Here is a 23,870-nt window from a genome sequence, read left to right as displayed (position 1 = left end):
CGGGCGCCCCGCGCGGCGACCCGTTCCGCCGTGCCGGCCGGGCGGCGGTGTTCCCGCCGCCCCTGTCATGTCCGGGCCTGCCGCCATCCCGGCGGTGGCCGTCTCCTGCGGACAGACTGGCGACATGGCTTCCGCCACGAACGGGTGGGCCGCCGGGCGCCAGCCGAAGCAAGAAGGGACCCACCCCGCCCATAGGGACCCGCCGGACCAAGGGGCGATCCCGGCCAGGCCGGGCCAGAGGCCCCCGCCGAAAGGCGGCCCGGACCCCGGGGCTGACGGACGTGACGGAGACGGCCTCCGGCACGGACACGGACTTGGCCGCCATCCTCCGATGTCGTCACATGGCGGCGTCCGGACGGGGGGACCAGACACCCGCCGCCTCAGGGCGACAGGCCGGAAGGGCGCTGAGCCGGGAGTGCGGAATGGCGTTCCCGCGCGGGCGGCCCTTTTCATTCCCGGCGTGGTCCTTCATCCTTGCGGAACTGTCGCGGCGCCGGATCGGGCCGCGCCGATCCCCACCCCATCACCGGGCGCCTGCCATGACCAGCTTCGACGACATCCCCGAGATCGCGCTTGACTGGCACCGGGCCGGACGCGGCGCCGTGCTGGCCACCGTGGTCGAAACCTGGGGCTCGGCGCCGCGCCCCGTCGGCAGCCAGCTGGCCATTTCCGGCGACGGGGAAATCGCGGGGTCGGTCTCTGGCGGTTGCGTCGAGGGCGCCGTGGTCGTCGAGGCGATGGAGGCCGCGGAGGAGGGCGGGTCGCGGCTGATGGAGTTCGGCGTCTCGGACGATGAGGCCTTCGCCGTGGGCCTGGCCTGCGGCGGCCGCATCCGCGTCATGGTCGAGCCGGTGCGCGACGGCGACCTGCCCGCCGACCTGCTGGCGGACCTGGCCGGGGCGCGACGCGACCGGCGCCAGGTGGCCTATGAGGTCGATACCGAAAGCTGGGCGCGGCGGCTGGTTCACCCCCCGGCACATGGCGACCGTTTCCGCCTGGATCGCTCCGGCTTTCAGGACGGCGGCACCCGCTTCGTCGCCATCCACAACCCGCCGCTCAGGATGGTGGTGGTCGGCGGCGTTCACATCGCCCAGCCCCTCCTGCAGATGGCCCGGCTGACGGGCTACGATGCGGTGCTTGTGGACCCGCGCGAAAGCTTTGCCAGCCCGGAACGGTTTCCGGACCAGACGCTGATTCACGACTGGCCGGACGAGGCGCTGGATGCCCACGGGCTCGACCCGCGCACCGCGGTGGTGACGCTGACCCACGACCCCAAGCTGGACGATCCGGCGATCGAACGGGCGCTGGCCTCCGACGTGTTCTACCTCGGCTGCCTCGGCTCCACCCGGACGCATGGCAAGCGCGTCGCCCGGTTGCGCGACAAAGGCTTCACCGAAGCGCAGATCGCCCGCATCCATGCGCCTGTCGGGCTCGATATCGGCGCGCGCAGCCCGTCGGAGATTGCCTTGGCCGTGATGGCGGAGATCACCGCGCGGCTGAGGCAGGGGTGATGGAATTCGGGGAGCGGCCTCTTGTCCGCGCGAAAGGCGCGATCCTGGCCCATTCGCACCGGTTGGCATCGGGGCGTATCCGCAAGGGGCGCAGGCTGGACGCCGACGACATCGCCGCGCTGGAGGCAGAGGGGATCGACCGCGCGATCGTCGCGGTTCCGGGCCCCGACGATCTGGACGAGGATACCGCCGCCGCCGCCATCGCCCGCGCCATCGTGGCGGATCCGGGGGCGGCGGGGTTGCGCGTGACGGAGGCGAGCACGGGGCGCGTGAACCTCTATGCGACCGGCCCGGGGGTGCTGCGGCTGGATGCGGGCGCGATCCACCGGCTCAACCTGCTCGATCCGATGGTGACGCTGGCGACCCTGCCGCCTTTCGCCCGGGTCGCCGCGGGCACCATGGTCGCCACGATCAAGATCATCTCTTACGCCGTGCCGGGCAGATCGGTTGCGGAGGGCGCGCGGATCGCGGCGGGGGCGGTGGCCGTGGCGCCGGTGGTCCTGTCGGATGCCACGTTGATCGTCACCGACCTGGGCGGGGGACCCGGCAAGGGAGAGGCGGCGATCGCCACCCGGCTGGACCGGTTGGGAATGCAGCTTTCGGCGGTCCGGGTCGTGCCCCATGACGCGCCCGCCATCGCCGCGGCGCTGGGGGCGGTGACAAGTGACCTGGCGCTGATCCTCACCGCCTCCGCCACATCCGATGCGCGGGATGTGGGGCCCGCGGGACTTGCCCTTGCGGGGGGCGCGCTGGTGCGGTTCGGAATGCCGGTCGATCCGGGAAACCTGCTGTTTTACGGAATGCGCGGCTCGGTGCCGGTGATCGGGCTGCCGGGCTGCGCCCGGTCCCCGGCTCTCAACGGTGCCGACTGGGTGCTGGAGCGGATCTGCTGCGGGATCGAGCCGACGGCGGAGGAGATCGCCGCCATGGGGCTGGGCGGTCTGCTCAAGGAAAGCCCCGCGCGTCCGCACCCCCGCGCCGGCTGATCCGCTACCTGACGGGCAATGTGCCGGAGCGTGTGCGGCGGACCGGGGAGATGCCGCGTTTCCGCGCCCTGATTGCGGCACGACGCCGCGACCGGCACGCTCAGTCCGTCTCGCTTCGCTCCAGCGCCTCGCGGTACGTGTCGACGATCCGGTCGATCTCGTCCCGCTCGGTCGCGGGAAGCTTGGGGGGGGTACCGTTGGCGCGGCGTGCGGCCTCCCGGTCCAGATCGATCCGTGCGATCAGCGGAAAGTGGTCGGACCCCACATGCGGTCCGCGCCGGAACTCGGAAACCGCCACCTCCTTGGTGACATAAAGCTGGTCGATCGGAACCCGCAACCAGCGGCGGTTGGCGTCGAAGCTGGCGACCATACCGCGCCCCACTCGCGGGTCCAGATACTCGCCCACCCGCTTGAACGTCCGCGACGAACTGGACCAGGCCGCGTCGTTGAAGTCGCCCACGGCAATCAGCGGCACGTCGTCCTTCTTGGCGAAGCGCGCGGCGAACAGGATCTCCGCGTCGCGGTCGTCGGTGTCGTTGCCCGGCACGGGCGGTCGCGGGTGCAGCCCGACGACGCGGAACACCTGACCCGCCGGCGTTTCGAGCTCTGCAAAAAGGGTCGGGGTATCGTCATGGCTGAGATACACGATGTCGAGCTCATGGACCTTCAGCCGGGTGCAGAAGATCATGCCGTAGTAGTTCTCTCGGATCTCGGTGGCGACGGTCTCATAGGCGGCAAGCCGGTCCTTGAGCGCCGCGTGCCAGCGGGCGTTCGGCTCCATCAGCAAAAGCATGTCGGGGTCGATGTCGTCGATCAGCCGCAGCACGTCGCCATGGCGTTCGTTCGGCATCTCCACGTTGGAGGATACCAGCGTCACTTGCGATCCGCTGTCGTTCGGTGAGACCAGCGTCATCTCCGTCCGCGCGAACGGGCTGAACGGGTAGATCCGCACCGCCTGCCAAAGTGTCGCCAAGAGCGCTGGAACGCCGAGTGCCCAGCCCAGGGGCGGTGTCGCCAGCGGGCTAAGGACCAGTGCGATCAGTCCGACGATCGCGATTTGCAGGCGGGGAAAGTCCCATGCGCGGATCCACCACTGATGTGTCGGCAGAATCGGCATGATCGTGCCGACAACCGCAAGTAGAGCGGCGGCCGTGATCAGTAGGTCGAGAACGGTCTGCATCGATTGGCCCCCAGTCCTTTGCGGTCCGGTTCAGTCCGGCCTGCTGATGCAGACGATCTGCACGGCGTAATGCCTAGACCGCGGAGTCTACCGCGATGGTCCGATCATCATCACCATCTGGCGGCCTTCCATCTTGGGGAAGTTTTCCACCTTGCCGATGTCCTTGGTGTCGTCGGCGACGCGCTCCAGGAGTTCCCGGCCCAGGTTCTGGTGCGCCATTTCACGGCCCCGGAACCGCAGGGTGATCTTTACCTTGTCGCCGTTCTCAAGGAATTTGAACACGTTGCGCATCTTGACGTCGTAATCGTGGGTGTCGGTATTGGGGCGAAACTTCACCTCCTTGACCTCGATCGTCTTCTGCTTCTTGCGCGCTTCGGACTCGCGTTTCTGCTGTTCGTACTTGAACTTGCCGAAGTCCATGATCTTGCAGACCGGCGGCGTCGCGTTGGGCGAAATCTCGACCAGGTCAAGTCCGACGGCCTCCGCAAGCTCCATCCCGCGGTCCGGGGTCACCACCCCGACATTCTCGCCCTCGGCCCCGATAAGGCGGATTTCTGCGGCCCGGATGCGATCGTTGACACGTGGTCCGGTGTCGCGCGTTGGCGGGGCATTGTGCGGTCTGCGAGCGATGGGGGTCGTCCTTTCGGTTGTGAACAGGGTCAGGCCGTCAAAATAGCGGCTTGGCGACCCTTCATCAAGACGCGAACGGGTGGTCGAAACGTGTTTCGCCCTATCTGAAGGGTAGTCGGGAGGGGAAACGGCAGAGAAACAACGATAGGAGACGATGATGACTATGCGAATGACCTCGATTGTGGCGCTTCTGGCGGCCGGAATGACGCTGGCGGCGTGCCAGGACGAAGAAGCGGATGGCGCGTCCGGGGATTCGACGGAGTCGAGCGCGGCCGAAGGGTCGGCAGGGGGGTCCGACCAGAGCGCGGCCGGAGCCGATCAGGGCGGCGGAGATGCCGGGGCCGGATCCGGCGCGGCCTCCGAGGACACCGGGGCGGCCGCCCAGAGCGAGTCCGCGGCCACGGAGGCCGACACGAGCGATACCGGCGCGGCCTCCGGCGAGGCGACCGACGCGGCCGAGAATGCGGCCGAGAGCGGTGACTCTCCCGCCGTGGCGGCTCAGGACGATGCCGCAGCGGCTGCCGAGGACGAGGGCACGGTCGGCGCCGAAGCCGGTGGCGATTCCGGTCAGGCGGCGACGCTTGCGGAGGACTCCGGCTCCGGCGACGGCGCGTCCATAGAGGATCTGCTCACCGTCGAGGGCTGGAACAGCGACGAGGTGGTGACGTACCTGCAGGACGAAAGCGGCCTTCCCGAAGAAGAAGTGACGCCTCTGGTCGAGACCGCGCAGAACGTCGATCCCAGCGACGATGCCGCCGTGCAAAGCGCCATCGACGAGATCCGGAGCGCACTGGGCATGTGATCGGCCTGCCGTCGCCCCCGACGCAGGGCGGCGGCGACATCCGCTCCGGGACCGGGGCGCCCGCCTGGCGGAGGCCGGGCGGGCGCCGCGCGGTTTATCCGACGAAGGCCTTTTCGACGACGTATTCGGCCGGCTCGGAATTGGCCCCTTCGCGCAGGCCGAAGCCTTCGAGGATCTCCTTGAGGTCGGTGTTCAGCCCGATGGAGCCGCAGACCATGGCCCGGTCGGTATCGGGCGTCATGCCCTCGATGCCGAGGTCGCGGAAGATTTCGCCCGATGACAGCAGGTCCGTGATCCGACCGGTCTTGGGGCTCTGCTGCTGGGTCGTGGTCGGATAATAGATCAGCTTGTCCACGCCGCCTTCCGTCAGTTCGCGCAGCATCTCGTCGGATCTGACCTGCTCGACCAGTTGCCGGCCGTATTCCAGGTCGGCCACGTTCCGGCAGGTATGGGTGAGGATGACCCGGTCGTAGTCCTCATAGGTCTGCGGCTCGCGGATGAGGCTTGCGAATGGCGCGATGCCGGTGCCGGTGGAAAAGAACCACAACCGGCTGCCTGGAAGCAGCGCGTCATGGACCAGCGTGCCCACCGGCTTGGGCCGCAGGATGATTTCATCCCCCGGCCGGATGTGCTGCAGGCGCGAGGTCAGCGGGCCGTCCTCGACCTTGATGGAATAGAATTCCAGCTCGTCATCCCAGGCGGGGGAGGCGATGGAATAGGCTCTCAGAAGCGGTTTGCCGTCCTCTTTCAGCAGGCCGATCATCACGAATTCGCCGGAGCGGAACCGCAGCGACGCAGGCCGCGCGACCCGGAAAGAAAACAGCCGGTCGGTCCAGTGGGTGACCGACAGAACGGTCTGGGCATCTGGAAGGGCCTTTGGCCGGATGGGGCTGACGGAAGTCATCTGGTTCATGCTCTATTGCCGGACGGATTGCCCGGCCCTCTATACAAAATTTCGGTCTGTGCGAAAGGCGGCGCTCAGCCGCGGAGGCGGGACTGGTAGTCATGCGCCCGCCAGTCGGCCCGGGCCAGCCACTGCGATTCCGGCTGGCGCGCGGCCAGGTCGTCGTCGATCTCGACCTCATCGAAACCGGCGCGGCGGGCCATCGCGTACTGGTCGGCGATGACGTGCCCCCTGGCGCGGAGCCGCCCGCCATAGCCCTGGCGGCGCAGCTGTTGCGCGATGGTGAAGCCGCGCCCGTCGGAAAAGGATGGAAAGTCGACGCGGATCATCTGCACGCCGGCCAGCCGGTCGGCCAGCTCGGCGGGATCCGCGTCCGACGGCACGTCCAGCGACAGACCGCGGCCGGCCTCGTCCGAGGGGTGGTTCTGCAACGGCGTGTAGCCCGCCGTCCAGTCGTCCGGAGCAAAGCCATGGTCGGTGACGATGACGCTCATGCCGCGTCCTCCCCTGCGATCGGCCGGCGCACTGCCTTCCCGTTGACGAAATGGATGCCGCATTCCTCCTTGTCCTGTCCGCGCCAGCGCCCGGCCCGCTGGTCCTCGCCCTCCGCCACGCGGCTGGTGCAGGGCGCGCAACCGATGGACGGATAGCCGCGGCTGACCAGCGGGTGCCGGGGCAGGCGGTTGTTCACCATGTAGTCGCGCACGCCGTCACGCTCCCAGTGGACCAGCGGGTTGACCTTGATCCGACCGGTGCCGGCCTCTTCTTCGAAGAATTCAAGGCTGGCCCGGCTGCCGCCCTGGAACCGCTTGCGCCCGGTGATCCAGGCGTCGAATCCGTCCAGAGCGCGGGCCAGCGGCGCGGTCTTGCGCATGTTGCAGCAGGCGTCGGGGTCGGTGCGATTCAGCAGCCCGTCGGGGTCCAGCCGCGCAACGTCCGCCGGATCGGGATGGATCACGCGCACATCGGTCAGACCCAGCTTGAGCGCGACGTCCCGCTGGTAGTCGAGCGTTTCGGGAAACAGCATCTCGGTGTCCAGGAACAGCACCGGTGTGGACGGGTTCACGACCGCCACCAGATGCAGCAGCGCCACCGATTCCGATCCGAAGGACGACACCATGGCGGTGCGCCCTACGGCCGGATCCTTCAGAGCATGACGCAACACGTCGATGGCCGCGTGGTGGGCGTAGCGGCGGTTGAGATCCGCCACCCGGTCCGCCACCGGCGCGATCCGGGGTTCATGCCGCATCGGCGCGTTCCTCGGCATCGTAGAGCGCGGATTTGAAGGGCGCCATGCCAAGCCGCTTGTAGGTCTGCAAAAACGTCTCTTCCGCGTTCGCGCGCTGGTCCAGATAGGCCAGCAGGATCCGTTCGATGGCAGGCACGATCTCATCATAGGCAAAGCCCGGGCCGGTGCGCGTGCCGATGGCCGCGTCCTCCGTTCCATCGCCGCCCAGCGTGATCTGGTAGTTCTCCACCCCCGCGCGATCCAGACCCAGTATGCCGATGTGGCCCACGTGGTGATGGCCGCAGGCGTTGATGCAGCCGGAAATCTTGATCTTCAGCGGGCCGATCTCGTGCTCCAACTTCAGCTCCTCGAAGCGGGTGGCGATCTCCTTGGCGACGGGGATCGAGCGGGCGGTGGCAAGCGCGCAGTAATCCATGCCGGGGCAGGCGATGATGTCGGAGACAAGGCCGATGTTGGCGGTGGCAAGCCCCGCCTCCTTCAGCGCGCGATGCAGTTCCGGCAGATCGGCGCGGGCGACATGGGGCAGGATGACGTTCTGCTCATGGGAGATGCGCAGCTCATCGTGGCCATAGGCCTCGGCCAGCGCGGCGAGCACCTCCATCTGATGGGCGGTGGCGTCCCCCGGCGTCTGGCCAGGCGCCTTCAGCGAGACCGAGACGATCGCGTGGTCGGGCTGCCGGTGCGCGGTCAGATTGATGTCGGCCCAGGCGCGAAACACCGGGTCGCCGGCATAGGCCGTCTCATAGGCATCGGTGCGCGCGGCCTCCAGGTCGGGCGGCGCGAAGGCGGCCCGGATCCCGTCCAGAAGCTGCTGGTCCACGCCGGTGAAGGCGGGCCGGATCTGCGCGAATCGCTCTTCGATCAGGCGGGAAATCTCTTCGACGCCAGTCTCGTGCACGGTGATCTTGATGCGCGCCTTGTACTTGTTGTCGCGCCGGCCGAGCAGATTGTAGACGCTGACGATGGCCTCGCAATAGGGCAGCAGGTCCGCTTCGGGCAGGAAGTCGCGGATCACCTTGCCGATCATCGGCGTCCGCCCCAAGCCGCCGCCCACCAGCACACGGAACCCGATTTTCCCTTCGCGTTCAATGATCTCCAGGCCGATGTCGTGGGCGCGGGTGACGGCGCGGTCATTGGGGCTGCCGGTCACCGCGATCTTGAACTTGCGCGGCAGGAACTGGAACTCAGGATGATCGGTGGACCACTGGCGCAAAAGCTCCGCATAGGGGCGCGGGTCCGCGATCTCATCCGCGGCGGCGCCGGCGAAATGGTCGGCGGTGACGTTGCGGATGGTGTTGCCGGAGGTCTGGATCGCGTGCATCCCGACATCCGCCAGAGCGTCGAGGATATCGGGAATATCCTTCAATTCCGGCCAGTTGTACTGGATGTTCTGGCGCGTGGTGAAATGGCCGTAGCCCTTGTCCCAGCGGCTGGCGATCATCGCCAGCTGGCGCATCTGCCGGCTGTTGAGCGTGCCGTAGGGGATTGCCACGCGCAGCATGTAGGCGTGGAGCTGGAGGTAGAGACCGTTCATCAGGCGCAGGGGCTTGAACTCATCCTCGGTCAGCGCGCCGTCGATGCGCCGCGCGACCTGGGCGCGGAACTGGGACACGCGCGCGCGCACGAATGCTTCGTCGAAGTCGTTGTACTGGTACATTATTTCAGGCCTCCGCCTGCTTGCCGTGAGGGTAGTTGGATGGCCCGCGGGTGCGGAACACTTCCCGGAAATGGGTGGGTTCGGGGCCGTCCGGTCCGGATTTCGCATCCGCCAGATAGGCGCCCACGACCAGGCGGGACTGGCTGTTGGCCAGGAGCAGACGGTCCTGGGCGACGGCCTCGTCCTCGATCAGTTCGGCCTGGGTCATGTCGGTGGACCAGCGGTCGTCTTCGGTCAGCCAGACCGCGTCGCCTTCGAGCAGGCGGTTGGCGGTGACCACTTTGGGGGTAAAGGCGCGGGGCATCAGAGAGCCTCCTGAAGGGCAGGATGTTCCGTAGGAGTTCCGTAAGAGTTCCGTATGACTCCGGTGCGCGGCGCGAGGCCCAGAAGCACCAGGGCCGGACCGTCGAAACCGGCATCGCCAAGGGACGGTTCCAGCCGGGACAGGGTGGTGGCGAGCGTCCGCTCATCGGGGCGGGAGGCGTTCTCGACCACCGTCACCGGGGTCATCGGATCGGCGCCGTGCATCATCAGCCGGCCTTGGATGTAGCGCGCGGCGCGCTTGCCCATGTAGATGGCGGCGACCTCACCGGGACGGGCAAGGGCAGCCCAGTCGTGATCGGCGAAGCCCTTCATGTCGTGGCCGGTCAGGATCCGCACGGAGCCGTTGCGGCCGCGCCGGGTCAGGCTCTGGCCGATGGCGGCGACCGAGGCGGAGGCGGCGGTGATCCCCGGCACGATGGACCAGCCGAGCCCGGCGGCGGTCACGGCCTCGATCTCTTCGTCGAGACGACCGAAAACGGTGGGATCGCCGGATTTCAGCCGCACCACCTGATGGCCCCGGGCGGCGCGGTCCACGATCAGCGCGTTGATCTTGGCCTGCGGCGTGTGGCGGCCGAACCCCTCCTTGCCGACGTCGATCATCTCCGCCTCGCGGCGCGCCAGCTCCAGGATCTGAGGCGTCACCAGCCGGTCGAAAACCACCACGTCGGCGGCGTCGAGCGCCTTGCGCGCCTTCATGGTCAGAAGGTCCGGATCGCCCGGACCCGCACCGACAAAGGCGACATGGCCGGGGGCGGCGCGGGCCTGCAGATGGCCGGCAAGCAGGGTGTCGAGCGTCGCGCGCACCGCGGCCTCTCCGCCCGCGGCATGGGCGCGGGGCCCTGCCGTGGCGTAGTATTCGGCCCAGAAGTCGCGCCGCGCCCGGCCCATGGGCAGCGCTTCGGCCATCTGGCGGAAGGCCTTGCCGATGCGCGCCAGCGGCCCCAACACCGGCGGCAGCCGCTCTTCCAGGTCGCGCTTGATGGCCCGGGCCAGGACCGGGGCGGCCCCTTCCGTGCCGATGGCGACGGTCACGGGGTCGCGGTCGACGATCGCGGGGGTGATGAAGTCCGAGCCGTCGAGGTTGTCGACCATGTTCACCGTCGCGCCGTCGCGGCGGGCCAATGCGGCCACGCGCGCATCCTCTGCGTCGTCGTCGTTGGCGGCGTAGAAAAGGGCGGCGCAGAGCGCATCGCCCGGTTCCGTGCCGCGTTCGACGAGCCGCAGGCGCCCCTCTGCGGCCCATTCGCGGATCTGCGGGTCCGGGTCCGGGGCGATCACGGTCAGGCGGGCTTCGGTCTTCAGCAGCAGCCGCAGCTTGGCCAGGGCCGCCGGACCGCCGCCCGAGAGCACCACGCGGCGCCCGTCGAGCGCCAGGAAGATCGGGAAATGCTTCATCGGGACGACTCCTTGCGACCGTTCCATCGAGATAGAACATGTTTCCGCTTTCGGGCAGGGGAGGGCCGTATATAAGGAACGTATGTTTTTCGGGGGCGCCGGGCTGGTCCGCGCGTTCCGCATCGGTGGGGTAAGGCGAATGGCCGTCCGTCTGGACGATCTGGACCGGAAGATCCTTCGCGAACTGCAGCGCGACGCGGGCCAGTCGCTGGACGAGATCGCGGGCCGCGTGGGATCCTCCAAGACGCCGGTGTGGAACCGGATCCGCAAGATGCGCGAGGCCGGAGTCGTCGGCACGCAGACGGTGCTGCTCGACGCGGAGACGCTGGGGTTCGACGCCTGCTTCTTCGTGCTGATCCGCACCAGCGAGCATGACGCGGACTGGCAGGGGCGGTTCCTGCAGGCGCTGCGGTCCCGGGCCGAGGTGCAGGAGGCGCACCGGCTGGCGGGCGATATCGACTATATCCTGAAGGTGCGGGTGCCCAATGCGCGGGCCTACGACACGTTCTATCAGGCGCTGATCGCGGAGGTGAAGATCCACAACGTCACAGCGCTGCTGTCCATGGAAGAGTTGAAATTCACCACGGCGCTGCCGCTGTGAGCGGCCCGCGGGCCGCGCGGGGCCATCGCCCGTCCGGGGGATTGGGCGCGCGGCGCCCGTCGGATAGGATCCGGTCATGGGACGCGGTCTGAGCGCATTGGTGTTGTGCCTGGGGCTTCTGGGGCTGGGGGCGGTGTCGTGGCCGGTGCTGCACGGGCGCGCGCTGGACCGGCTGGCGCAGGGCGCGCGCGCCGATCTGGACCTTGCCGCCGATGCACTGGTCAGCCTGTTGCAGCAGTACCGCGAGACGGCCGTGCTGGCGGCGGACTACCCGTCGGTGGTCGCGGCGGCGGCCGCCGGGGCGGGGTCGGCCGAGGCCGAGGCGCGGCTGGGGCGGATCGCCGACAAGACCGACCTGCGCGCGCTGCGGCTGGTGGCGCGCGACGGGCGGGTGCTGTCGGCGGCCGGTCCGCCCATGGGGCCGCGGGCGGGCGGCGCGCCGCTGGACCGCGCGCTGACCGGCGCGCTGGGGCGCGGCGTGGCGGTCGTTCCGCCCGGCGCGCCCCGGCTCTACGAGTTCGCCGCCCCGGTCTTCGCGCCCGGCGGCGGCGTGCTGGGCGCGGTGCTGGCGGGCGTCGATCTGGACCGCATCGACCGGCTGTGGCGCGGCGCGCCGGAGCCGCTCTTCTTCGCCACGCCCGCAGGGGAGGTGCTGATCTCGAACCGGGCCGAGCTGGGGGCGGTCGCGGTGCGCCGGATCGGCGTGCGGGGCCATGAGCTGTGGCGGATCGACGGCGCGCGGGAGCTGCCCGAACGCGCCCTGGTGGCGACCCGCGACCTGCCGGTGGTGGGGTTGACCGGGTCGCTGCTGGCCGACACGGCGCCCGCGGTCCGCGCGGCGCTGGCGCAGCTGGCCGGGGTGCTGGCCGCGGCGGCCGTGGCGGGCGCGATGATCCTGACCGGCCGCGCGCGTCTCAGGGCCGAGGCGCTGGCGGCGCGGCGGCTGGAGCGCCAGGTCGCCGCGCGGACGGCGGAGCTGCGCGCCGCCAACGCCGGGCTGACCCGCGAGATCGCCGAGCGCCGGGAGGCGGAGGCGGCGCTGGAGCGCGCGCAGGACGACCTGGTGCAGGCCGGCAAGCTGGCCGCGCTGGGCCAGCTGGCCGCCGGACTGGGCCATGAGCTGAACCAGCCGCTGATGGCGGTACGCTCCTACGCCGAGAACGCCGCCGCCTATCTGGAGCGCGGCCGGCCGGAGCGGGCGGCGGAGTCGCTGGGCCGGATCTCGGAGATGGCGCGGCGGATGGGGCGGATCATCCGGTCCCTGCGCGCCTTCGCGCGGGCCGAGGACGCGGCGGTGGCGGATGTGGATCTGACCGCGGTGATCGAGGCGGTGGCCGATATCGTGCGCTTCCGGGCGCGCGCCATGGGGGCCCGGGTGGACTGGCCGGAGGCGGGCGCGCCCGTCTGGGTGCGCGGCGGCGAGGTGCGGCTGCAGCAGGTGCTGCTGAACCTGGTGACCAACGCGCTCGACGCCGTGGAGGGCCGCGACGGGGCGCGGGTGTCGGTGCGGATGGCGGCGGGCGATCCAGTGCGGCTGACGGTGCGCGACAACGGCCCCGGCATCGCCGAGCCGGGGCGGATGTTCGACCCGTTCTATTCCACCAAGGACGTGGGCAAGGCAGAGGGGATGGGGCTGGGGCTGTCGATCTCGCATCGGCTGGCGTCGTCCTTCGGGGGCGAGCTGACCGGGCGCAACCTTGCCCGCGGCGGCGCGCTGTTCGAGCTGCGGCTCCGGCCCGCCCGGCTGGAGGCCGCCGCATGAGCCGCCGCGTGCTGCTGGTCGAGGACGACGCCGATGTGCGCGACGCGCTGGGCCAGACGCTGGATCTGGCCGGGCTGGAGGCCGAGTCCGTCGCCTCGGTCACCGTGGCCAAGGACCGGCTGGTGCCCGATTACGACGGCGTGGTGCTGTGCGACATCCGGATGCCGGGGCGCGACGGGTTCCACTTTCTCCACCATGTCCAGCGGATCGACCCGGAGCTGCCGGTGATCCTGCTGACCGGAGAGGGCGACGTGCCGATGGCGGTGCGGGCCATGGCGGAGGGCGCGTTCGACTTCCTGGAGAAACCCTGCGCGCCGCAGGACCTGGTGGGCGTGCTCGACAAGGCGCTGCGGACGCGCGGGAGCGTGCTGGACGCGCGCCGCCAGAAGCGCCGGGCCACGGCCGGCGACGCGGCCGAGCGCTGGATCTTCGGCGTCAGCGCCCAGGCCGCGGCGCTGCGCGACCGGGTGCGGCAGGTGGCGCGCACCGATGCCGAGGTGCTGATCACCGGCGCGCCGGGATCGGGCCTGTCGAAGGTGGCGGAGGTCATCCACCTGCTGTCTGGCGCGGCCAGCCGCCCGTTCCACAAGGTCCGCGCCGCGTCGCTGGGCGCCGGGGACGTGGCCGCCGCGGTCGAGGCCGCCGGGCAGGGCACGCTCTACCTCTACGAGGTCGCGCGCCTGACCACCGCCGCCCAGTTCGCCCTGCGCGCCCGGATCGAGGCCGGCGCGGGGATGCGCGTGATCGCCGGCACCACCGACGATCCGGGCGCCGCCTGCCGCGAGGGCCGGTTCGACCCGGACCTGCTGCTCAGGCTCGACGTGCTGCGGGTGCGCATCCCGTCCCTGTCGGAACGGCCAGAGGACATCCCGGCGATGTTCCGCGCCTATGTCGCCCAGGCGGCCGACCAGGCGGGCGTGGCGCCGCCGGAGGTGGACGACGCGCATCTGGCCCGGCTCACCGCCCAGGACTGGCCCGGCAACACCCGCGCGCTGATGAACGCGGCCATGCGCTTTGCCCTGGGCGCGGGCGGCGCGCCGGACACCGGGCTGGGTCTGGCCGAACGGATGGCCGCCTATGAGCGCAGCCTGCTGATCGACGCGCTGAAGCGGTTCGACGGCCGCGCCAGCGACGCGGCGCGATCGCTGCAACTGCCGCGCAAGACCTTCTACGACAAGCTGGCCCGCCACCGGCTGAGGCCGGAGTCCTACCGTTCCTGACGCCCGATGTGCGTAAACCCGCACAGCGCCGCCGGACGGCGCAATAATCCCGCCCCGCAAGGCCCTGATATCCGAAACTTTACCGCAAACAGCGAGAATCCGCCTTGCGCGGCGCGCAGGGCTCTTCATCCTGCATCCCGGACCGCGCCCCGTTCGGGACGGCGCGGCGGACCGGATCGAAACGATCGCATCGGGAGGATAACGATGAAGTTTCTCACCACCACAGCCATGGCCCTTGGCCTTCTGGCCGGCGCGGCGAGCGCCCAGGACGAGGAGGTCCAGGGCGCCAACGAATGCAACGACGGCGAAATGGTCATCAAGTTCAGCCATGTCACCAACACCGACAAGCACCCCAAGGGCATCGCGGCCAGCCTGCTGCAGGAGCGGATCAACGCCGAGATGAACGGCACCGCCTGCATGGAGGTCTATCCCAACTCGACGCTCTACAACGACGACCAGGTGCTGGAGGCGATGCTGCAAGGCGACGTGCAGATGGCGGCGCCGTCGCTGTCGAAGTTCGAGGCCTTCACCAAGGAATTCCGCCTGTTCGACCTGCCGTTCATGTTCGTCAATATCGCAGCGGTCGACGCCTTCCAGGAGTCCGATGCCGGCAAGGCGATGAAGGACTCCATGCAGCGTCGCGGGCTTCAGGGTCTGGAATTCTGGCACAACGGGATGAAGCAGTTCTCGGCCAACGTGCCGCTGATCGAGCCGGGCGACGCCGCGGGGCTGAAGTTCCGCGTCCAGCCGTCGGACGTGCTGGTGGCCCAGATGGAGGCGCTGGACGCCTCGCCCCAGCCGATGGCCTTCTCGGAGGTCTACGGCGCGCTTCAGCAGGGCGTCGTGGACGGGCAGGAGAACACCTGGTCCAACATCTACGGGCAGAAGTTCTTTGAGGTGCAGGACGGCACCACCGAGACGAACCACGGCATCATCGACTATCTGGTGGTGGCCAGCGTGGACTGGCTCGACAGCCTGGAGCCCGACGTGCGCGACCAGATCACCACGATCCTGGCCGAGGTCACCGACGAGCGCAACGCGGCGGTGGCGGACGTGGACGCGGAGGCGCGCCAGGCGATCCTGGATGCAGGCGCCGAGATCCGCGAGCTGGACGACGCGCAGCGCCAGGATTGGGTCGATGCGATGAAACCGGTCTGGGAGCAGTTCACCGACGACGTGGGCCAGGAGAACATCGACGCGGCCCAGGAGTTCAACGCGCAAGTGTCGGGCTGATCCGACCGCCGCGGGCCGCGCCTTTCGGGGCGCAGCCCGCGGCCCTTGCCGGCGGGGCCGGGCGGAGGACGTTCCGCGGCACCGGCATTCCGCGGCACCGGCATATCGAGGATCGACCGTCTGGGGAGGCATCCATGTCCACATCCGATACGCGGGATCGCGGCGCGCTCTACCGCGCGGTCGATGGCTTCGAAAAGACCGCCATCGCCGTGCTGCTGGGGCTGATGACCATGGTGACCTTCGCCAATGTCGTGCTGCGCTATTTGTTCAACTCCTCGCTCATCTGGGGGCTGGAGGTCACGCTGATCCTGTTCGCCTGGCTGGTGCTGTTCGGCGTCAGCTATTGCGTGAAGGTGACCGCGCATCTGGGCGTGGACGCGCTTCTGAACGTCCTGCCCTCCGGTCCGCGGCGGGTCCTGACGCTCCTGGCGGGGGTGATCTGCCTGATCTACGCGCTGCTGCTGCTCAAGGGCGCCTGGGACTACTGGGCGCCCTACGCGTCGCTGGACCGCACGGCCGGGCGCTGGTTTCCCACCGGTTTCGAAGAGACCCGCGACCAGGCCTGGTACATCACCGATCAGGTGCCCATGGTGCCGGTGCTGCGCTGGCTGGAGCCGCTCATCAACATGGGCGAGGAGTACGAGAAGCTGCCCCGCGTGGTCGGCTACACCATGCTGCCCGTGGGCGTGTCGCTGCTGCTGTTCCGCTTCGCGCAGGCCTTCGTGGACGTGGTCCGGGGCAAGCGCGAAAGCTTCATCGTCAGCCACGAAGCCGAGGACGACGTGGCCGACGCGCAGGCCCGCGCCGCGCAATCCGAAAAGGAGGCCTGAGCCATGGACGTCGTCCTGCTGTTCTCGATGGTGATCGGGCTGCTGCTGATCGGCGTGCCCATCGCCGTGGCGCTTGGGCTGAGCTCGACCCTGTTCCTGCTGTGGTTCTCGGACACGTCGCTGGCGTCGATCGCGCAGAGCTTCTATCAGGCGATGGCCGGGCACTACACGCTGCTGGCGATCCCGTTCTTCATCCTGGCCTCGAGCTTCATGTCCACGGGCGGGGTGGCGCAGCGCATCATCCGCTTTTCCATCGCCATCGTCGGGCACCTGCCGGGCGGGCTGGCCATCGCCGGCGTGTTCGCCTGCATGATGTTCGCAGCACTCTCCGGCTCGTCCCCCGCGACGGTGGTTGCGATCGGATCCATCGTCATCGCCGGGATGCGGCAGGTCGGCTACAGCCGCGACTTCGCGGCGGGGGTGATCTGCAACGCCGGCACGCTGGGCATCCTGATCCCGCCCTCCATCGTGATGGTCGTCTATGCGTCCGCCACGGATGTGTCCGTGGGAAGGATGTTCCTGGCCGGAGTCATTCCGGGACTTCTGGCCGGCACGATGCTGATGACGACGATCTACGTCATCGCCAGGGTCCGGTCCCTGCCCAAGGGCGAGTGGCAGGGATGGGGGGAGGTCTGGGCGTCGGGCCGGGACGCGGCCTGGGGCCTGTTCCTGATCGTCATCATCCTGGGCGGCATCTACGGCGGCATCTTTACCCCGACGGAAGCCGCGGCGGTGGCTTCGGTCTACGCGTTCTTCATCGCCTGCTTCGTCTACCGCGACATGGGACCGCTGGCCGACGGCCGCGCCGGGTCTCCGGCCATGGCGGCGATGGTCGAGAAGCCGGGAGAGCGCAGCCTCTCGGCGGCCCAGGCGCCGGCGGCGGGCAAGTCCAGCTTGCTGGAAAAGCCCTGGGCGCTGGTGACGGCGTTCTTCCACCGCGATACCCGCGATACGCTGTTCGAGGCCGGCAAGCTGACGATCGTGCTGATGTTCATCATCGCCAACGCGCTGATCCTCAAGCAGGTGCTGACCGACGAGCAGATCCCCCAGGACATTGCCGGCGCGATGCTGGACGCGGGGTTCGGGCCGATCATGTTCCTGGTGATCGTCAACGTCATCCTGCTGATCGGCGGCCAGTTCATGGAGCCGTCGGGCCTGATCGTGATCGTGGCACCGCTGGTCTTTCCCATTGCCATCGAGCTCGGGATCGATCCGATCCACCTCGGCATCATCATGGTGGTGAACATGGAGATCGGGATGATCACCCCGCCGGTGGGCCTGAACCTCTTCGTGACCAGCGGCGTGGCCAACATGTCGGTCATGGGCGTGGTGCGGGCGGCACTGCCGTTCCTCTGCGTGCTGCTGGTGTTCCTGGTGCTGGTGACCTACATCCCGTGGCTTTCGACCTGGCTGCCGACCACCTTCATGGGGCCCGAGCTGATCACCCGGTGATCCGGATCCGCGGGGCGGGGCCCCCCGGACCCGGGCGAGGGGCGCTGCCCCTCGCGCTCCCCGGGATATTTTTAGAAAGATGAAGGGCAGGGGGGGCTTCATCTTTCCCCAAATATCCCGGGGGGTCGGCCGCAGGCCAGGCGGGGGCAGAGCCCCCTCATGCCCGTCAGCCGTGACCCCGTGCGACGAGACGCGGGAGCATGGCCGAGAAGTCGCGTCCGCGGCCGTCCTCATCCTCGACGAAGGTTTCGTAGAGATCCCGGGCGGCGCGGCCCAGGGGTGTGTCCGCATCCGCCGCGCGCGCCGCGTCCATCGCCAGCCGCAGGTCCTTCAGCATCAGCTCCGCGGCGAAGCCTGGCCGGTAGCCGTCGTCGGCAGGGCTTTCGGGTCCGATGCCCGGCGCGGGACAGTAGGCGTTCATCGACCAGGAGTAGCCGGAGGAGGTGGAGACGACGTCGAACATCGCCTGACGGTCGAGCCCCAGCTTGTCGGCCAGGGCGAAGGCCTCGCATGTCACGATCATCGTCGCCCCCAGGATCATGTTGTTGCAGATCTTGGCGGCCTGTCCGTTGCCCGCGCCGCCGCAGTGGACGGCCTTCCGGCCCATGATCTCGAACAGCGGACCGACCGTGGCGAAAGCCTCCTCGCCGCCGCCGACCATGAAGGTGAGCGTGCCGCCCTTCGCACCGCCGATCCCGCCGGACACCGGCGCGTCGAGCGCAACCAGTCCCGCCTCTCGTGCCTGGGCGGCCACCGCGCGAGCGCTTTCCACGTCCACCGTGGAGCAGTCGAGAAGGATCGCACCCGCTCCCATCGCCGGTACGATCCGGTCCGCGACGGCGCGTAGGATCCGCCCGTCGGGCAGCATGGTGATGGCCACCTCCGCCCCGGACACGGCCTTTTCGGCGGAGGCGGCGAGGGGGAAGGGCGCCTCCACCGGCTGCGTGTCGAAGCCGGTGACGTCGTGGCCTGCCCGGGCCAGGTTCACGGCCATGGGCAGGCCCATGTTGCCGAGGCCGATGAATGCGATCTTCATGCTGTCACTCCTTGTTGGCCGGTGTTCCACTGTGCCGCAACCTCAGATGAGGGGGCGGGGCCGACGGGGGCCGTACCGGGTGCAGGGGCCGGGTCCGCGCGCATCGGCAGGCCGCCGTGCGGCATCGCGCGCGAAGCGGTCGCGCCGGGGATCGCGTTCCGGCATCGGCTCATGCCCGCGTGCCGAGCGGGGCGAGGTAGGACGCGATCTCTGCCTCGGGGACGGCGGCGAAGCTGTCGTGGCGCCAGCGCGGGGTGCGGTCCTTGTCGATCACCTGGGCGCGGATCCCCTCTATCAGGTCGCCTGTCTCGATCAGGCGGTGGGTGCAGCGGTACTCGTGCTCCAGCGCGCCCTCGATCGTGTCGAGACCGCGCACGGTGCGGATCAGGGCGAGTGCCAATTCGCCCGAGAGCGGCGAGATGCGCGCCAGGGCCGCCGCGGTTTCGGCGGCGAACCCGGTGTCGTCGGCGACGAGGACGTCCGCGATCCGGGACAGGCGCGGGGCGGCGAAGAGCGTGTCGATCCGGCCGCGAAGCGGCGTGAGGGGGCTTTCGTCCGGATCGGTGGCGGCATCGGCGATGGCGGCGGGATCGCCGGTTTCGACCAGCCGTGCCACCAGATCCGGCCAGGCGTCCTGCGGAACGAAACGGTCCGCGAAGCCCGCGAGGATCGCGCAGGCCGGCCCCATCCGGTGGCCGGTGGTGCCGAGGTATTCGCCCAGCCGTCCCGGCGCGCGCGCCAGGATCAGCGAGCCGCCCGCGTCGGGCACGAGGCCTATGCCGCATTCGGGCATGGCGATGCGGGAGCTTTCGCAGACCACGCGCGCGGAGGCATGGCAGCCGAGCCCCACGCCGCCGCCCATCGTATAGCCCTGCAACAACGTGACCACGGGTTTGGGATAGGTGCGGATGCGCGCGTTCAGCCGGTATTCGTCGCGCCAGAACGTCCGGGTGGGCGCATAGTCGCCGCGTGCGCCTTCGGCATGGATCGCGGCGATGTCGCCCCCGGCGCAGAATGCCCTGTCGCCGGCGGCGTCGATCAGCACCAGGGCCACGTCGGCGTCGGTCTCCCAGGCCTCCAGGGCGCGCTCGATCTCCAGGCCCATGGCGTGGGTCATGGCGTTGAGCGCCTTCGGGCGGGTCAGGGTGATGCGGCCCGCGCGGCCCTCTGTGCGGATCGACAGGTCGGTCATGGGGCCAGCAGGCCCCGGGCGGTGATCAGGCGCATGATCTCATTGGTGCCTTCCAGGATCTGGTGGACGCGCAGATCGCGGACGATCTTTTCGATCCCGTAATCGGCAAGGTAGCCGTAGCCGCCGTGGAGTTGCAGGCACTGGTCCGCGACGCGGGATCCGGCCTCTGTGACCAGCGCCTTGGCCATGGCGGCATGGCGCGTGGCATCGGGGTGCTTGCGGTCCACCATCCAGGCGGCCTGGCGCAGGAAGAGGCGCGCGGATTGCAGCGCGATCTCCATATCGGCCAGGCGGAACTGCAGGGCCTGGAACGCGGCGATCGGTTTTCCGAAGGCGCGGCGCTCGGCCATGTAGGCAAGCGTCGCGTCCAGCGCCGATTGCGCGGCCCCCAGCGAGCAGGCCGAGATGTTGAGCCGCCCGCCGTCCAGCCCCTCCATGGCATAGGTAAAGCCGCGGCCCTCCTCTCCGACCAGGTTGGCGGCGGGAACGGCGCAATCGTCGAACTGGACCTGCCGCGTGGGCTGGGACCGCCAGCCCATCTTGTCCTCCAGCCCGCCGAAGGACAGGCCCTTGGCGCCATCCTCGATCACCACCGAAGAGATGCCCCGGGGGCCGTCGTCGCCGGTGCGGACCATGGCGACATAGGCGTCGGAATAGCCCGCACCGGAGATGAACGCCTTGGTTCCGGTGACGCGGTAGCCGTCGTTGGTGCGTGTCGCGCGGGTCTTCAGCGCGGCGGCGTCGGACCCCGCGCCGGGTTCCGTCAGGCAGTAGGACAGCACCGTTTCCATCCGGCATGCGGGGAGGAGGATGCGGGACTTCAGATCCTCCGAGCCATGGCGGTCGAGCATCGCCGCGCACATGTTGTGGATCGACAGGAAGGCGGCGACGGAGGGGCAGGCCATGGAGAGCGCCTCGAACACCAGCGTCGCGTCGAGGCGGGAGAGGCCGGTGCCGCCCGCCTCCTCGGACACGTAGAGCCCGCCGAAGCCCAGGTCCGCCGCCTTGCCCCAGAGGTCGCGCGGGATCGTGCCGTCGCGCTCCCAGTCGCGGGCGTGGGGGGCGATTTCCTCGGCGCCGAAGCGCCGGGCCATGTCGAAGATGGCCTGCTGTTCCTCTGTCAGGGCGAAATCCATGGCGATCCTTTCGTCATGCGACACCGTCGAGAAAGGCATCCGCCAGGTCGCGGGTCACGGCGCGCGCGGCCTCCTGCGGCGTGGCGCCGCCGTCCACGGCCTGGCGGAAGATACGGCGCTGGCGGTCGGCGGGGGTGCCCCGGGCAAGGGTGTCGCGCAGGGAAGCGACGTCGGAGACCGAATCCAGCGCCTCCGCGTCCTCGGCCAAAAGGTCGATCCATTCCTCTACCAGGCGGGGGACCGGGACCAGTTCGCCAAGACCGAAATCCAGCAGCCCCTCGGCGCAGCCGAAGCGGCGGGCGCGCCAGCGGTTCTCGTCGATCAGGCAGTTGTCATAGACGCGCCAGCGCTTGTTGGCGGTCTTGAGCCGCCAGAGCATCCGCAGCGTCGCCTGAAAGACCGCCGCAAGCGCCAGCGTCTGCTCGATCCGCGGGCTGGCATCGCAGATCCGCGCCTCCAGCGTGGGGTAGTTGGCCGAGGGGCGCAGGTCCCACCAGACCTTGGTGGCGTCCTCTATCAGACCCGCGTCGATCAGCGTGTCGACGTAGCGGCGGTACGCGGACCACGACCCGAACCGCGGCGGCAGGCCGGTGCGGGGCAGGTTGTCGAACACGCCGACGCGGTAGGAGGCAAGGCCCGTGTCCTTGCCCTGCCAGAACGGCGAGGAGGCCGAGAGCGCCAGCATGTGCGGCAGGAAATAGGAGGCCTGGTTCATCAGGTCGATCCGGGTGTCGTCGTCGCCGATACCGACATGGACGTGCATCCCGCAGATCAGCATCCGGTCGGAGATCAGGCCCAGCTCCTTTTTCAGCTGGTTGTAGCGGTCGCGGTCGCGGTGGGTCTGCTCGGACCAGTCGGCGGCGGGATGGCAGCCGGCGGAAATCGGGGTCAGCCCGTGCCCTTCGGCAACCTCGGCGATGGTGCGGCGCAGGTTGCCCAGATCCGTGCGCGCGTCGCCTATCGTGTCGCAGACCTTGGTGCCGATCTCGATCTGGCAGCGCAGGAACTCCGGCGCCACCTGGTCCCCCAGCCGGCGCTTGCACTCCGCGATCATCGCTTCCGGCGCCTCCGCCAGATCGAGCGTGCGCGCATCGACCAGAAGATATTCCTCTTCTATGCCGATGGTGAAGGCGTCGGCGCCGCTCATGTCGGTGATCCCTTCCGTCGCGCCGCCGGCCGTGGCGTCAATCCATCGCCCTGAAGGCGGTTTCGGCACCGTCCTTGATGCCGGAGAACCAGCGCTCGGTCACCGTCTTGGTGCGGGTATAGAACCGGAACGCGTCCGGGCCGTACTGGTTGAGATCCCCGAACGCCGATTTCTTCCAGCCGCCGAAAGTGTGATAGCTGAGCGGCACCGGAATCGGGAAGTTGATCCCGACCATGCCCACGTTCACACGATGCGCGAAATCGCGCGCCACATCGCCGTCGGCGGTGAAGATCGCGCAGCCGTTGCCGTAGGGGTTGTCCATGGTCAGTTTCAGCGCGTCCTCATAGGTGTCGGCGCGGACCTGGCAGAGCACGGGGCCGAAGATCTCCTGACGGTAGATCTCCATCTCCGGGGTCACGTCGTCGAAGAAGGACGCGCCGACGAAAAAGCCGTCCTCATAGCCCTGCATCCTGAACCCGCGGCCGTCCACGCGCAGGGTGGCGCCTTCGTCCACGCCCTTGTCCACCAGCCCGTTGATCCGGTCCTGCGCGGCCCGAGTGATGACGGGGCCGAAATCCACATCGTCGCCAGCGGTATAGGGGCCGATCTTGAGGCTTTCGATGCGCGGGACGAGCTTTTCCACCAGCGCGTCGGCGGTCTTCTTGCCCACCGGCACGGCGACCGAGATCGCCATGCAGCGTTCGCCGGCGGCGCCGAAGCCGGCCCCCACCAGCGCGTCGGCGGCCTTGTCGAGATCGGCGTCGGGCATGACGATCATGTGGTTCTTGGCCCCGCCGAAACATTGCGCGCGCTTGCCGTTGGAGCAGGCGCGGCCATAGATGTACTGCGCGATCGGGGTGGAGCCGACGAAGCCGACCGCCTGGATCGTGTCGTCGTCCAGGATCGCGTCCACGGCCTCCTTGTCGCCGTTGACCACCTGCAACACGCCGTCCGGCAACCCGGCCTCCTGCAGCAGTTCGGCGAGCCGCAGGGCGGTGGAGGGACAGCGCTCGGACGGTTTCAGGATCATCGCGTTGCCGGAGACGAGGGCCGGACCCATCTTCCACAGCGGGATCATGGCGGGGAAGTTGAACGGGGTGATTCCGGCCACGACGCCAAGGGGTTGGCGCATGGAGTAAAGGTCGATGCCGGGGCCGCCGTCGTCGGTGAACTCGCCCTTGAGGTGGGAGGGCGCGCCCATGCAGACCTCTATCACCTCAAGGCCGCGCTGCACGTCGCCGCGCCCGTCGGGCAGGGTCTTGCCGTGCTCGCGGCTGACCAGCTCTCCCAGCTCGTCCATGTGCTGGTTGATGAGCTGGCCGAACGTCATCATCACCCGCGCGCGGCGCTGGGGATTGGTCGCCGCCCAGCCGACCTGCGCGCGGGCGGCGGAGGCGATGGCCGCGCCGATCTCCTGCGCCGAGGCCAGCGGGACGCGGGCCTGCACCTCTCCCGTGGCGGGGTTCATGACATCCGCGAACCGATCCGATCCACCCTTCGCGCGTTTGCCGTCGATCCAGTGATACAGGTCGTCCATCGCTCGTTCCTCCCCGGTGTGTCGTTGGCGCAGACTAGGCCGTGGATTCCGGGGGTTCAACGCGCAGTTTGCGGTCCCGGCGGACC

Annotated in this window: 22 protein-coding genes; 9 read left to right on the top strand and 13 right to left on the bottom strand. The window is 69.3% G+C overall.

Features of this window, described 5'->3' with window-relative positions:
• Window positions 1-539: 539 nt before the first annotated feature.
• Window positions 540-1,511, top strand: a complete 972-nt coding sequence (locus KW83_RS12375) for an XdhC family protein (protein ID WP_036179383.1) — start codon at window positions 540-542, stop codon at window positions 1,509-1,511.
• Window positions 1,511-2,497 carry a molybdopterin-binding protein gene (locus KW83_RS12370; protein WP_036179169.1) on the top strand — a complete coding sequence of 329 codons (987 nt, stop codon included), beginning with the start codon at window positions 1,511-1,513 and terminating at the stop codon, window positions 2,495-2,497. Before KW83_RS12375 ends, KW83_RS12370 begins: the two co-directional genes overlap by 1 nt.
• A gap of 100 nt (window positions 2,498-2,597) precedes the next feature.
• Here KW83_RS12370 and KW83_RS12365 read toward each other — a convergent pair whose 3' ends face one another.
• Window positions 2,598-3,677 (bottom strand): endonuclease/exonuclease/phosphatase family protein, encoded by a 1,080-nt coding sequence (locus tag KW83_RS12365; protein WP_051928477.1) that lies wholly within the window; start codon window positions 3,675-3,677, stop codon window positions 2,598-2,600.
• An 87-nt stretch (window positions 3,678-3,764) separates the two neighbouring features.
• Entirely contained in the window at window positions 3,765-4,307 is a 543-nt protein-coding gene (infC, locus tag KW83_RS12360) for a translation initiation factor IF-3 (RefSeq protein ID WP_036179166.1), read from the bottom strand.
• Between the two features lie 169 nt (window positions 4,308-4,476).
• Between infC and KW83_RS12355 the strand changes: the two genes are divergently transcribed.
• A complete protein-coding gene (locus KW83_RS12355) occupies window positions 4,477-5,109 on the top strand; it encodes a hypothetical protein (protein ID WP_036179163.1) in 633 nt (210 codons plus the stop codon).
• Window positions 5,110-5,203: 94 nt separating this feature from the next.
• On the opposite strand, the gene KW83_RS12350 is transcribed toward KW83_RS12355, so the two are convergent.
• From KW83_RS12350 to cysG, 6 genes are all read right to left on the bottom strand, one after another.
• A complete protein-coding gene (locus KW83_RS12350) occupies window positions 5,204-6,022 on the bottom strand; it encodes a ferredoxin--NADP reductase (protein ID WP_036179160.1) in 819 nt (272 codons plus the stop codon).
• Window positions 6,023-6,087: 65 nt separating this feature from the next.
• Window positions 6,088-6,507, bottom strand: a complete 420-nt coding sequence (locus KW83_RS12345) for a DUF934 domain-containing protein (RefSeq protein WP_036179157.1) — start codon at window positions 6,505-6,507, stop codon at window positions 6,088-6,090.
• Window positions 6,504-7,262, bottom strand: coding sequence for a phosphoadenylyl-sulfate reductase (locus tag KW83_RS12340; RefSeq protein WP_036179155.1), 759 nt, complete (start codon window positions 7,260-7,262; stop codon window positions 6,504-6,506). Before KW83_RS12340 ends, KW83_RS12345 begins: the two co-directional genes overlap by 4 nt.
• Window positions 7,252-8,919 (bottom strand): nitrite/sulfite reductase, encoded by a 1,668-nt coding sequence (locus KW83_RS12335; RefSeq protein WP_036179152.1) that lies wholly within the window; start codon window positions 8,917-8,919, stop codon window positions 7,252-7,254. Before KW83_RS12335 ends, KW83_RS12340 begins: the two co-directional genes overlap by 11 nt.
• A gap of 4 nt (window positions 8,920-8,923) precedes the next feature.
• Window positions 8,924-9,223: a DUF2849 domain-containing protein gene (locus KW83_RS12330; protein ID WP_036179149.1), complete on the bottom strand. Its 300-nt coding sequence runs from the start codon at window positions 9,221-9,223 to the stop codon at window positions 8,924-8,926.
• Window positions 9,223-10,638: a siroheme synthase CysG gene (gene cysG, locus KW83_RS12325; RefSeq protein ID WP_036179147.1), complete on the bottom strand. Its 1,416-nt coding sequence runs from the start codon at window positions 10,636-10,638 to the stop codon at window positions 9,223-9,225. The genes KW83_RS12330 and cysG overlap by 1 nt, the downstream gene beginning before the upstream one ends.
• A 139-nt stretch (window positions 10,639-10,777) precedes the next feature.
• Here cysG and KW83_RS12320 point away from each other — a divergent pair, with 139 nt between their 5' ends.
• The 6 genes from KW83_RS12320 to KW83_RS12295 all read left to right on the top strand — a co-directional run bounded on the left by KW83_RS12320 (window position 10,778) and on the right by KW83_RS12295 (window position 17,736).
• Window positions 10,778-11,239 carry an Lrp/AsnC family transcriptional regulator gene (locus KW83_RS12320; RefSeq protein ID WP_036179367.1) on the top strand — a complete coding sequence of 154 codons (462 nt, stop codon included), beginning with the start codon at window positions 10,778-10,780 and terminating at the stop codon, window positions 11,237-11,239.
• A 76-nt stretch (window positions 11,240-11,315) separates the two neighbouring features.
• Window positions 11,316-13,001, top strand: coding sequence for a sensor histidine kinase (locus KW83_RS12315; RefSeq protein ID WP_036179145.1), 1,686 nt, complete (start codon window positions 11,316-11,318; stop codon window positions 12,999-13,001).
• Window positions 12,998-14,221, top strand: a complete 1,224-nt coding sequence (locus tag KW83_RS12310) for a sigma-54-dependent transcriptional regulator (protein WP_036179143.1) — start codon at window positions 12,998-13,000, stop codon at window positions 14,219-14,221. The genes KW83_RS12315 and KW83_RS12310 overlap by 4 nt, the downstream gene beginning before the upstream one ends.
• A gap of 204 nt (window positions 14,222-14,425) precedes the next feature.
• On the top strand, window positions 14,426-15,454 hold the full coding sequence (locus KW83_RS12305) for a DctP family TRAP transporter solute-binding subunit (protein ID WP_036179140.1): 1,029 nt from the start codon (window positions 14,426-14,428) through the stop codon (window positions 15,452-15,454).
• 134 nt (window positions 15,455-15,588) lie between these two features.
• Window positions 15,589-16,284, top strand: a complete 696-nt coding sequence (locus KW83_RS12300; RefSeq protein ID WP_036179137.1) for a TRAP transporter small permease — start codon at window positions 15,589-15,591, stop codon at window positions 16,282-16,284.
• Window positions 16,285-16,287: 3 nt separating this feature from the next.
• Window positions 16,288-17,736, top strand: coding sequence for a TRAP transporter large permease (locus KW83_RS12295; protein ID WP_036179133.1), 1,449 nt, complete (start codon window positions 16,288-16,290; stop codon window positions 17,734-17,736).
• A 166-nt stretch (window positions 17,737-17,902) separates the two neighbouring features.
• On the opposite strand, the gene mmsB is transcribed toward KW83_RS12295, so the two are convergent.
• From mmsB to KW83_RS12270, 5 genes are all read right to left on the bottom strand, one after another.
• Window positions 17,903-18,772, bottom strand: a complete 870-nt coding sequence (gene mmsB / locus KW83_RS12290) for a 3-hydroxyisobutyrate dehydrogenase (RefSeq protein WP_036179130.1) — start codon at window positions 18,770-18,772, stop codon at window positions 17,903-17,905.
• Between the two features lie 169 nt (window positions 18,773-18,941).
• A complete protein-coding gene (locus KW83_RS12285) occupies window positions 18,942-19,964 on the bottom strand; it encodes an enoyl-CoA hydratase/isomerase family protein (RefSeq protein ID WP_036179127.1) in 1,023 nt (340 codons plus the stop codon).
• Complete coding sequence (locus tag KW83_RS12280; RefSeq protein ID WP_036179364.1) at window positions 19,961-21,100, bottom strand: acyl-CoA dehydrogenase family protein; 1,140 nt, start codon at window positions 21,098-21,100, stop codon at window positions 19,961-19,963. Before KW83_RS12280 ends, KW83_RS12285 begins: the two co-directional genes overlap by 4 nt.
• 13 nt (window positions 21,101-21,113) lie before the next feature.
• Entirely contained in the window at window positions 21,114-22,247 is a 1,134-nt protein-coding gene (locus tag KW83_RS12275; protein ID WP_036179124.1) for a carboxylate-amine ligase, read from the bottom strand.
• Between the two features lie 37 nt (window positions 22,248-22,284).
• The gene (locus tag KW83_RS12270; protein WP_036179121.1) at window positions 22,285-23,784 is read right to left on the bottom strand and encodes a CoA-acylating methylmalonate-semialdehyde dehydrogenase; all 1,500 of its coding nucleotides are present in this window, start codon (window positions 23,782-23,784) and stop codon (window positions 22,285-22,287) included.
• Window positions 23,785-23,870 lie beyond the last annotated feature (86 nt).

This window comes from Palleronia rufa (genome assembly GCF_000743715.1).
Classification (GTDB): domain Bacteria; phylum Pseudomonadota; class Alphaproteobacteria; order Rhodobacterales; family Rhodobacteraceae; genus Palleronia; species Palleronia rufa.
The sequence above is the reverse complement of the archived record's forward strand: the minus strand, read 5'-3'. Positions and strand labels throughout refer to the sequence as shown.